This window comes from Streptomyces sp. URMC 123 (assembly GCF_051386515.1).
In the GTDB taxonomy this organism is placed as follows: Bacteria; Actinomycetota; Actinomycetes; order Streptomycetales; family Streptomycetaceae; genus Streptomyces.
On sequence record NZ_JBPQTV010000242.1, the window covers coordinates 1 to 9,857 of the forward strand.

General features: G+C 74.6%; 11 protein-coding genes and 1 pseudogene. 5 read left to right on the forward strand and 7 right to left on the reverse strand.

The window, feature by feature from the left end; all coding sequences use genetic code 11:
- From ACSNOD_RS23245 to rimP, 4 genes are all read right to left on the reverse strand, one after another.
- Positions 1 to 320: translation initiation factor IF-2 N-terminal domain-containing protein (locus ACSNOD_RS23245; protein ID WP_436768967.1), on the reverse strand; the 320-nt coding region annotated here is incomplete at its 3' end.
- Positions 321 to 468: 148 nt separating this feature from the next.
- Entirely contained in the window at positions 469 to 777 is a 309-nt protein-coding gene (locus ACSNOD_RS23250; protein WP_436768968.1) for a YlxR family protein, read from the reverse strand.
- A gap of 113 nt (positions 778 to 890) precedes the next feature.
- On the reverse strand, positions 891 to 1,886 hold the full coding sequence (nusA, locus tag ACSNOD_RS23255; RefSeq protein WP_436768969.1) for a transcription termination factor NusA: 996 nt from the start codon (positions 1,884 to 1,886) through the stop codon (positions 891 to 893).
- Between the two features lie 2 nt (positions 1,887 to 1,888).
- Entirely contained in the window at positions 1,889 to 2,434 is a 546-nt protein-coding gene (gene rimP, locus ACSNOD_RS23260) for a ribosome maturation factor RimP (protein WP_436768970.1), read from the reverse strand.
- A 394-nt stretch (positions 2,435 to 2,828) separates the two neighbouring features.
- On the opposite strand from rimP, the gene ACSNOD_RS23265 reads away from it, so the two are divergent.
- The 4 genes from ACSNOD_RS23265 to ACSNOD_RS23280 all read left to right on the forward strand — a co-directional run bounded on the left by ACSNOD_RS23265 (position 2,829) and on the right by ACSNOD_RS23280 (position 6,330).
- The gene (locus ACSNOD_RS23265; protein ID WP_436768971.1) at positions 2,829 to 3,404 is read left to right on the forward strand and encodes a hypothetical protein; all 576 of its coding nucleotides are present in this window, start codon (positions 2,829 to 2,831) and stop codon (positions 3,402 to 3,404) included.
- Position 3,405: 1 nt separating this feature from the next.
- Positions 3,406 to 4,041, forward strand: a complete 636-nt coding sequence (locus ACSNOD_RS23270) for a ferritin-like domain-containing protein (RefSeq protein WP_436768972.1) — start codon at positions 3,406 to 3,408, stop codon at positions 4,039 to 4,041.
- A 108-nt stretch (positions 4,042 to 4,149) separates the two neighbouring features.
- Positions 4,150 to 5,148, forward strand: a complete 999-nt coding sequence (locus ACSNOD_RS23275) for an aminoglycoside phosphotransferase family protein (RefSeq protein WP_436768973.1) — start codon at positions 4,150 to 4,152, stop codon at positions 5,146 to 5,148.
- A gap of 345 nt (positions 5,149 to 5,493) precedes the next feature.
- On the forward strand, positions 5,494 to 6,330 hold the full coding sequence (locus ACSNOD_RS23280; protein WP_436768974.1) for a hypothetical protein: 837 nt from the start codon (positions 5,494 to 5,496) through the stop codon (positions 6,328 to 6,330).
- A 68-nt stretch (positions 6,331 to 6,398) separates the two neighbouring features.
- Here the strand turns inward: ACSNOD_RS23280 and ACSNOD_RS23285 are convergent, their stop codons facing one another.
- The 3 genes from ACSNOD_RS23285 to ACSNOD_RS23295 form a co-directional block, all read right to left on the reverse strand.
- Entirely contained in the window at positions 6,399 to 8,117 is a 1,719-nt protein-coding gene (locus ACSNOD_RS23285) for a proline--tRNA ligase (protein WP_436768975.1), read from the reverse strand.
- Positions 8,118 to 8,230: 113 nt separating this feature from the next.
- Positions 8,231 to 8,767 (reverse strand): GNAT family N-acetyltransferase, encoded by a 537-nt coding sequence (locus ACSNOD_RS23290; RefSeq protein ID WP_436768976.1) that lies wholly within the window; start codon positions 8,765 to 8,767, stop codon positions 8,231 to 8,233.
- Between the two features lie 128 nt (positions 8,768 to 8,895).
- Entirely contained in the window at positions 8,896 to 9,741 is an 846-nt protein-coding gene (locus tag ACSNOD_RS23295; protein ID WP_436768977.1) for a GNAT family N-acetyltransferase, read from the reverse strand.
- Positions 9,742 to 9,771: 30 nt separating this feature from the next.
- Here ACSNOD_RS23295 and ACSNOD_RS23300 point away from each other — a divergent pair.
- A pseudogene (locus tag ACSNOD_RS23300) lies at positions 9,772 to 9,857 on the forward strand (flavodoxin-dependent (E)-4-hydroxy-3-methylbut-2-enyl-diphosphate synthase); the annotation flags it as partial.

Sequence of the window (9,857 nt, forward strand, 5' to 3'; positions counted from 1 at the left end):
GTGCTGCTATGCGGGGCCTCGGCGGCGGCCGCCTTGGGGCCGGGAGCCGGAGGCTTGGGGGCAGCGGGACGGGGGGCCTGGCCGGCGCTGGGCGCGGCAGGCTTGGCGGGCGCCGCCTTGCGGGGCGCGGACGGCTTGCCGGCGGCACGGCCGGAGCCGTTGCCCTGCTGGAAAGCGTCGGTCAACTTGCGAACAACCGGCGCCTCGATCGTCGAGGACGCCGAACGGACGAATTCACCAAGTTCTTGGAGCTTGGCCATGACGACCTTGCTCTCCACTCCGAACTCCTTGGCGAGTTCGTATACCCGGACCTTAGCCACTTCGCTCCTTCTGGTCCGGGGTGATCGTCCGCCGGACCTTCGCTACTTCATGGGCGTACTCATCGCGTACTCATCGAGTGCTCATCGCAATCTCGACCTACTTCCGACTCGCGAGGTACCTGACCACACGGTTACCCGTGTCGTTCTCTTACGGTGCCGCGGTGCCCTCGGGCCCCGCGGACTGATCGATCCGCTCGATGGTGTTCCGGAGGTCCTCCGTACCGAGCGGCCCCTGACGCCGGAAGGCTCGGGGAAGCGCCCGGCGGCGGACCGCCAGATCGAGGCAGACCGGGTCGGGGTGCAGGTAGGCACCCCGGCCGGGCAGCGTACCGCGACGATCGGGGACGCATCGGTCCTCGATCACCGCCACACGCAGCAGATCGCCCTTGGCCGCTCGCTCCCGGCATCCCACACAGGTGCGCTCAGGGCATGCTCGGGCACGCGTCCGGCCAGACACTGGTTAAGTCTACCTCCCCAGGGCGACCTCACCCCTTTGGGGTAATGCCCGAACCCTTGGTCTTTATTTCACGATCAACTGGCCAATTTCCAGAGGGGAAATTCGGCCATTGATCACTTCTGCTCCGGAGCCTGCTGCTCGGTGTCCGGGCGGATGTCGATCCGCCAGCCGGTGAGCCGGGCCGCCAGCCGGGCGTTCTGCCCCTCCTTGCCGATGGCGAGGGAGAGCTGGTAGTCGGGGACGGTCACCCGGGCGGAGCGCGCCGCCATGTCGACGACCTCCACCTTGCTCACCCGCGCGGGGGACAGCGCGTGCGCCACCAGCTCCGCCGGGTCGTCCGACCAGTCCACGATGTCGATCTTCTCGCCGTGCAGCTCGGCCATGACCGCGCGGACCCGGCCGCCCATCGGGCCGATGCAGGCGCCCTTGGCGTTGAGGCCGGATCGGGTGGACCGTACGGCGATCTTGGTGCGGTGGCCGGCCTCGCGGGCGATGGCGGCGATCTCCACCGAACCGTCCGCGATCTCCGGGACCTCCATGGCGAAGAGCTTCTTCACCAGATTGGGGTGGGTCCGCGAGAGGGTCACGGACGGGCCGCGGACGCCCTTGGCGACCCGCACCACGTACGAGCGCAGCCGGGTGCCGTGGGTGTACTCCTCGCCCGGCACCTGCTCCTGCACCGGCAGGATCGCCTCCAGCCTGCCGATGTCGACCAGGACGTTCTTGGGGTCCTTGCCCTGCTGGACGACGCCGGTGACGACATCGCCCTCGCGGCCGGCGTACTCACCGAAGGTGATCTCCTCCTCGGCGTCGCGCAGCCGCTGGAGGATGACCTGCTTGGCGGTGGTCGCCGCGATCCGGCCGAATCCCGACGGGGTGTCGTCGAACTCGCGCGGCTCGGCGCCCTCCTCCAGGTCCTGGGGGTCCTCCTTCGCCCACACGGTCACATGACCGTTGGTCCGGTCGAGCTCGACGCGCGCGTGGCGGCGGCTTCCCTCGGTGCGGTGATAGGCGATGAGGAGGGCCGACTCGATCGCCTCGACCAGAAGGTCGAAGGAGATCTCCTTCTCCCGTACCAAACCCCGCAGGGCACTCATGTCGATGTCCACGGCTACGCCTCCTCCTGGCTCTCGTCGGCCTGGCTCTCGTCGGCCACGTTCTGGGCGCCGGAGGCCGCCGCGGCCTTGCGGTTGAATTCGATTTCCACGCGCGCCTTGGCGATCTCGGCGAAGGCGATCCGGCGGGCGGTGGGCTTGCGGCCCTTCACCCCCGGCACTTCCAGTTCCAGGCCGTCGTCGTCCACGGAGACGATGCGGGCGATCAGCTCGCCGCCCTCGACGAGGCTCGCCTTGATCAGGCGGCCCGTGGCGCGGCGGTAGTGACGCGGCTCGGTCAGCGGCCGGTCGGCGCCGGGCGAGGTGACCTCGAGCACGTACGGCGCGCCCCCCATGACGTCCGACTCGTCGAGCGCCTCCGAGACCACGCGGCTGACCTCGGCGCATTCGTCGAGCTGCACACCGCCGTCGGAGTCGACCACGATCCTCAGCACCCGGCGCTTGCCCGCCGGTGTCACCTCGATCTCTTCCAGATCCAGGTCTCGCGCGGCGACGAGCGGTTCGAGCAATCCGCGCAGCCTCTCGTTCTGGGTGGTGCTCATCCGGGTGACTCCTCGGCCGCGTGTGCTGTTGTGGGAAGGTCGCGTGTCAGGTCAAAGGGTATCCGGTCGCAAGCGGTGATGCCGTCCGCCTCCCCCGCGGCGACGGGGGACGGCCCTCCCGGGGCGCCACGGCGACCGGCGCGCGGCGGCCGGTCGACGACGCCCGGGGTACTCGCGGGTACGCTCGCACCGGGCGCAGCGGCGATCAAGGTCGGGGACGTGGGCCGGCTCCGGCTTCGCGTGTCCGGTCGGCCGCCCGGCTGCCCGGTCGGCCGTGCGGATCGGCGCGGGCACCGGCCGGCCGCGGCCGGCGCCGCCGGGCGTCCGCTCCGCCTCCCGGCCGCTCGCGTCGCGCACCGGTTCGCCGGACCGCACGCCCGACAGAAAGTGAACCGTGCCGCTCACCACGTCGACGCGGACCCCGACCGGGCCGCGCAGAAGGAGCCTGCTGGCGGGCGCCGTCGGGGCGACCGCGCTGCTGGCGGGCTGTTCGGACGCCGGCGGGCGCCGGCCGGCCGAGGAGAGCCCGGCCGCGCGGCGGCTGCGCGAGAGCGCGGCCCGCGGCTGCGCCGACCTGCTCGCCCGCTACGACGCCACCGCCGCCGCCCACCCGGCGCTCGCGGAGCGGCTGACGCCGTTGCGGGACAACGTGCTGCGGCACGCGGCGGCGTTCGGCGCGGACCGGGGCCCGGCCGGGGCGAGCCCGCCGCCCGGCTCCCCGGCCTCCCCGGCCTCCTCGGATTCCGCTTCCGCGACCGCCTCGCCGGGGGCCGGCGCCGGCTCGGCGGCCCCGCTGGCGGTGCCGGCGGACGAGCGGCAGGCGCTGGTGGCGCTCGCCGACGCCGAGCGGCGCACCGCCGACGCCCGGACCGCCGCGCTGCTCCAGGCGCCGCCCGAACTGGCCCGGCTGCTCGCCTCCGTGGCGGCGGCCGGCGCCTGCCATGTCTATCTGCTGACGGAGGGCGGCTGACATGCCCGTTGCCGACAGGTCCGCGTCCGACGCCGCTTCCAACGCCGTGACCGCGCCGCGCGCCGCCCCGGGCGCCCGGGTGCGGGCCGCCGGGGCCCCCGCCGACCGGGCGGCCGGGGCGCTGCCGGCCGCCCAGGCCGCGCTCGCCGCCGAGCACGCCGCCGTCTACGGCTACGGCGTGGTGGGTGCCCGGGTGGCGCACGAGCGCCGGGAGGAGGCGCGCTCGGGCCATGACGCCCACCGCGCCCGCCGGGACGCCCTGCGCCGTACGGTGCGCGACCTCGGCGGGCAGCCGGAGGCGTCGGCGGCGGCGTACGCGCTGCCCTTCCCCGTCACCGACCCGGACGCGGCCGTACGGCTCGCGGCCGAACTGGAGGAGCGGGTGGCCGGCGTCTACGCCGATCTGGTGCGGGCGGCGGACGGGCCGCTGCGCCGGGAGGCGGCCGGGGCGCTGCGGGAGGCGGCCGTGCGGGCGATCCGCTGGCGCGGCGGCAGCGTAGCCTTCCCTGGGCTCGCCGAACGGGCGGCGTCCGGCACGCCCTCCGGCCCGTCGGCCGCCGGGAGCCCGTCCGGTGCCGGGCCGACCGGAGGGGAGCCGTCCGGACAGGGTGCGAGCGAGAGCGGCGACGCCGTGTGAGACGCGGTGCGCGACCTCGTGCGACCGGGTGGCCCGTCGGGGCCCACCGGTGTGAGACCTCGTGAGATTTCCGGCTCGTGAGACTTTCTGGAAAGGGACAGCTCAGGGATGCCTTCAGCAGTACGGCCGGGCGGCAGCGGCCCCCTCGAACCGCCGCGGCGCCTGGTCGAGGCGGTCGCCGAACGCGGCGGGGAGGCGGGCCGCGCCTGGCTGGCGGACCTGCCACGGCTCGCCGCCCGGGCGCTGGAGCGCTGGGAGCTGACCGCCGAGCGGGTCCTGGTCCCCGGTGGGCGCGGCAGCCTGGTGGTGCTCGTCCGGCGCGCCGACGGCGAACCCGCCGCGCTCAAGCTCGTCCCCCCGCCGGAGCCCGCGCCGGACGGCGGGCCGGACGGCGGCGGACCGGCGGCACACCCCCGTACGGCCGGGAGGGCGACTCGCGAGCAGGCGGCGCTCGACCACTGGAAGGGGTGGGGCGCCGTACGGCTGTTGGCGGCCGATCCGGCGGCCGGGGCGCTGCTGCTGGAGCGGCTGCACCCCGAGGTGTCGCTGAGCTCGCTGCCGGAGGCGAAGGCGCTGCTGGAGGCGGCGGGCACGGTACGGCGGCTGTGGATCGAGCCGGAGCCCGGCCATCCCTTCGAGACGGTCGCCGAGCGCACCGGGCGCGCGGCCGGTGCGCTGCGGTCGGCCGCCGGCGAACCCTGGGCGCGGGACGCGGCAGCCCTGTTCGACGAGGCCCTCGCGGCCCGGGCGGAACTGGTCGCGCACGCCCCCGAACAGCTGCTGCTGCACGGCGGCTTCCGCCAGGGCAAGGTGCTGTGGGGCGAGCGCGCGCCCTGGCTGGCGGTGGGCCCGGACCCGCTGGTCGGCGAGCGGGCGTACGACCTGGCCCAGCTGGTCCGTGACCGGTTGGAGGACCTGGTGGCCGCGTCCGGGGGCCCGGCGGCCGCCCGCCGGCGGGTGGCCCGGCTCGCGGACTCGCTGGACGTCGACCGCGACCGGCTGCGCGGCTGGACGCTGTTCCGCGCGGTGGACGCGGCACGCGACGCGTTCGCGGGGGGCCGCCGTCAGAAAGGCGAGCTGCTGCTGGAGTTCGCGAGCTGGCTCTGAAGTCTCCGAGGGCCCGTCGCTCCCGGCGGGGTCCGGGAGGCGGGCGCAGTACTGCGGGAGGCGGGAGGCGGGCGCAGTGCTGTGGGGGCGGCCGCAGTACTGCGGGAGCGGGCACCGTACTGCGGGAGCAGGGCACCGTACTGCGGGAGGCGGGAAGGCGTCGGCCGGCTCAGGAGCCCGCGCCCGCCGCGGAGTTCGACCCGCCCGCGGGGCGTCCGCGCGAGCGCCCGTGCCGGCCCGTGTGCCCCTGCGCGCCCCCTCCCCCGCCGGATGGCGGTGATCACCGCGGGGCAGAGCTCTGCGAGACGGACGTGATCAATCGTCGGCACTCGTCGGGAGCCCGCCATGAGCCAGCACGCAGACGCCCCCTTCCGACCGGACCGTGTCACCTCCCGGCTTCCCGTCGCGCGGCGGGCCGGGAGCAGCGGAATCGAACGGGACTGCAACCGGTGGGCGCGGCCGCATCTGATCTCGTACTTCGGCGGACCGGGGGCGGAGCGGGCCCCCCACGGCTACCTCCGGCGGCGCAAACCCCTGTGGGCCTGCGTCTGTTATCCGCACATGCTCGCCGACCGCACGTTCGCCCTGCCGAACCTCATGATCCCCTGCTCGATCGCCGAGGAGGTCCTCGCGCGCTCGGCGCCGGAGGCGCACGCCGTGCTGCGGGATCGTTTCCTGGCCGTGCTGGCGGGGGCCGAGGCGCGGCCCGGCTTCCCTGCCGGGCGGATGCTGCAGGCCGCGCTCGCGCTGGCGGTGCCGCAGATGGCGACGGGCGTCGCCGAGCGCGCGCTGGGGGCCTTCCGGGTGGTGCTCGCCCGCCGTACGCCGCGCGCCTTCGCGCTCTGGGCGACGGTGCAGACGGAGTACGCCCTCGGCATCGACCTCAGTGGCGAGCTGGCCACCGAGCCGGCGCTGCGGCACGCCCGCGATCTGGCGGTGGACCACCTGGCGCTCGTCGGGGAGCTGCGGGCCCTGCCGGCGCCCAGGACGCGGGACGCGCGCACCGCGGACCGGTTGGGACGCGCGGTGGTGGACACCGAGGACCGGTTCACGGAGAGCTGCGGCGAGGTGCTGTGCGGCCCGCTCGGCAGCCATCCGGGCATCCGCCGGTACGTTCCCGAGCTGGGCCATCTCATCAGCGGCAATCTGCACTTCCACCGGCTGGCCGGGCTGCACGGCTGAGCGAGCGGACCTTACGGCGGGCGGGCTCCACGGCGCACGGCCGGTACCGGCGGCACCGGCCACCCGGCTCAGCCGCGCGTCAGCCGGGCGGCCACCTCCTCGGCGGGGATCTCCTCGCGCCGCCCGCTGCGCCGGTCCCTGAGCTCCACGACGCCCTCCGCGGCCCGCCGGCCGGCCACGACGATGGTGGGCACCCCGATCAGTTCGGCGTCGGTGAACTTCACCCCGGGCGAGACGCCGGCGCGGTCGTCGACGAGCACCCGCAGCCCGGCGCCGTGCAGCCGCTCGGCGAGGTCGAGGGCGAGGACGGTCTGCGGGGCCGTGGCCGAGGGCTTGCCCGCCGCCACGATGTGCACGTCCGCGGGGGCGATCTCCCGGGGCCAGCACAGCCCCGACTCGTCCGCGGTCTGCTCGGCGAGCGCGGCGACGGCGCGGGAGATCCCGATGCCGTAGGAGCCCATGGTGACCCGCACCGGCTTGCCGTCGCGGCCGAGGACGTCGAGGGCGAAGACATCGGCGTAGCGGCGGCCGAGCCGGAAGATGTGGCCGATCTCGATGGCCCGGCCGACCGTCAGTCCGGCGCCGCAGCGCGGACAGGGGTCGCCGGGCTCCACGACCACCGTGTCGAGGTACCGGTCGACCGTGAAGTCGCGTCCGCACACCACGTTGCGGGCGTGCCGGCCCTCGGCGTTGGCCCCGGTGATCCAGGCGGTGCCGGGGGCGACGCGGGGGTCGGCGAGGTAGCGGAAGGCGGTGCCGGCCCTGCCCTGCGGGCCGACGTAGCCGCGCACGAGGTCGGGGCGGCCGGTGAAGTCCTCGGCGGTGACCAGTTCGACGGTGGCGGGGGCGAGGTGCTCGGCGAGCTTGCCGAGGTCCACCTCGCGGTCGCCTGGCACCCCGACGGCGACGATCTCCCCGTCGACCTTGACCAGCAGGTTCTTCAGGGTGGCGGAGGCGGGCACGCCCAGGTGGGCGGCGAGGGTCTCGATCGTGGGGGTGCCGGGGGTGTCGAGCTCCTCCAGGGGCGGGTGCGCGGCGTCGTCCCGGGGCGGCACCACGGTCGTCACCGCCTCCGTGTTGGCGGCGTAGTCGCACGCCGGGCAGTCGACGAAGGTGTCCTCGCCGGCGGCGGCCGGGGCCAGGAACTCCTCGGAGGCGGAGCCGCCCATGGCGCCGGAGACGGCGGAGACGACGCGGAAGTCCAGCCCGAGCCGCTGGAAGATCCGCACATAGGCCTCGCGGTGCAGCCGGTAGGAGGCGGCCAGCCCCTCGTCGTCGACGTCGAAGGAGTAGGCGTCCTTCATCTGGAACTCGCGGCCGCGCAGCACGCCGGAGCGGGGGCGGGCCTCGTCCCGGTACTTGGTCTGGATCTGGTAGAGGATCACCGGCAGGTCCTTGTAGGACGCGCACTGGTCCTTCACCAGCTGGGTGAAGATTTCCTCGTGGGTGGGGCCGAGCAGATACGCGCCGCCGCGCCGGTCGGTGAGCCGGAACAGCAGATCGCCGTACTCGTCGTAGCGGCCGCTGGTCTCGTACGGCTCCTTGGGCAGCAGGGCGGGCAGCAGCACCTCCTGGCCGCCGATGGCGTCCATCTCCTCGCGCACCACCCGGGCGACGTTGTCGAGGACCTTCTTGCCGAGCGGCAGCCAGGTCCACACCCCGGCGGAGGAGCGGCGCACATAGCCGGCGCGGACCAGCAGCTTGTGGCTGAGGGTCTCGGCGTCGGCCGGGTCGTCGCGCAGGGTCTTGAGCAGCAAGCGGGACATGCGCTGGATCGGGGCGGCCATGGGGTGCTCTCCTGGGAACGGTGCGTGGGGTGCTGCGGAGAGTAGTCGGGGCCCCGACCGGCGCGGAAATGATTTCCCGGGGTCAGCCGGGATCGGCCGGGGCCGGCCCGTGGTCAGCCGCGGCGCAGCGGAAGATGGGCGCCCATGACCGCGTACGGGCTCGGGGCGCTGGGGAACAGGACGGGGCGCGCGAGATCGCGGTAGCCGAGCGCTCGGTAGAGGCCGCGCGCCGGGCTGTCGGTGTCGATCGCGGAGAGGATGGAGCGCGGCTGCTCCGCGGCGTCGGTGAGGGTGGTGATCAGCGCCCGGCCGATGCCCCGCTTCTGGTGGTCGGGGTGGACGTGCAGCTCCGTGATGACGAAGGAGTCGTCGAGCCAGCTCTCCTCGCCCGCGAACCGCAGATACGGCTCGACGACCGTGGACCACCAGTGGGCGCGGTCGTTGGGCATGCCGTAGACGAAGGCGACCAGACGGCCGGTGGCGGTGGTGGCGCCCAGCGCGCGGGCGCCGGGGCAGGTGAGGTGGCGCAGCACGATATGGCGGCGTACCCGGACTTCCTCGTCGCCGAGTCCGAAGGCGACGGCCTGCACGGCCAGGGCCTCGTCGATCCGGGCGGCGAGGTCGAGCGGCCCGACCAGCACGTCATCCATAGGGGCGAGGGTACTGGGCCGGTGCGGGCGGGCGGGACGGTGGTGGGCGTCGTTCCCGCCGGGGGGAGCGCCCTCGGGCCCGCCCGGAGAGGGACTCGGGCTCTCCTGGGACAGGACGCTCATGAACGCTAGAACAGGACGCTCATGAACGCGCCGACCTCGTGGAAGCCGACCCGGCGGTACGCGGCCCGCGCGGCGGTGTTGTAGTCGTTGACGTAGAGGCTGACGACCGGTGCGACATCGGCGAGCGCGTAGCGCAGTACGGCCGCCATGCCGGTCTCCGACAGCCCGCGGCCGCGGTACTCCGGGGCGACCCAGACGCCCTGGATCTGGCAGGCCTTGGCGGTGGCCGCGCCGATCTCGGCCTTGAAGACGACCTTGCCGTCCTCGATCCGGGCGAAGGAGCGGCCGGAGCCGACGAGTTCGGCCACCCGGGCCTGGTAGAGCAGTCCGCCGTCGCCGGCGAGCGGCGAGACGCCGACCTCCTCGGTGAACATCGCCACGCACGCGGGCATGATGACGTCCATCTCGTCCTTGCGGATGCGCCGGACCAGCGGGTCGGGGGCGACCTCGGAGGGCAGGCTGGAGGTGACCATGAGCGGCTGGTGGGAGCGGACCTCGCGGGCGGGGCCCCAGCTCGGTTCGAGCAGGGCCCAGAGGGCCGAGGTGGCCTCGGCCGGGCCGACGATGGAGGAGCAGCGGCGGCCGGTGCGGCGGGCGCGGTCGGCGAAGGCGCGTACGGCGTCGGGGGTGGCGCAGACGGGGACGAGGTTGGCGCCGGCGTAGCAGAGCGACTCCAGCCGGCCGCCGGAGTACCAGCCCCACATCTCCCCGCCGAGCCGCCACGGGTCGAGCCCGGCGACTTGCACACGGGAGGTCACGAACGCGTTGGCCACGGGGTCGCGGTCGAGGATCGCGAGGGCCGCGTCGAGGTCGGCGGGGTCGAGGACCCGGGTGGAGGTCGTAGTCAGCACGTCGAGGGGCCTCACCGTACGGTCGGCGGATTTGTCGAACTGTTGAGCGAGGGGATCGGGGACACGATCCGGGTGTCGCTGTCGGCTCCCCCGGCGGAGGAGGTCAAGGTCGGCAT

What these genes read in the sequence shown, in the direction of transcription:
- ACSNOD_RS23285 (WP_436768975.1), bottom strand. Translation starts at nt 8,117, where the DNA reads ATGGCCGCCCCGATCCAGCGCATGTCCCGCTTGCTGCTCAAGACCCTG.
- ACSNOD_RS23290 (WP_436768976.1), bottom strand. Translation starts at nt 8,767, where the DNA reads ATGGATGACGTGCTGGTCGGGCCGCTCGACCTCGCCGCCCGGATCGAC.
- ACSNOD_RS23275 (WP_436768973.1), top strand. Translation starts at nt 4,150, where the DNA reads ATGCCTTCAGCAGTACGGCCGGGCGGCAGCGGCCCCCTCGAACCGCCG.
- rimP (WP_436768970.1), bottom strand. Translation starts at nt 2,434, where the DNA reads ATGAGCACCACCCAGAACGAGAGGCTGCGCGGATTGCTCGAACCGCTC.
- ACSNOD_RS23270 (WP_436768972.1), top strand. Translation starts at nt 3,406, where the DNA reads ATGCCCGTTGCCGACAGGTCCGCGTCCGACGCCGCTTCCAACGCCGTG.
- ACSNOD_RS23280 (WP_436768974.1), top strand. Translation starts at nt 5,494, where the DNA reads ATGAGCCAGCACGCAGACGCCCCCTTCCGACCGGACCGTGTCACCTCC.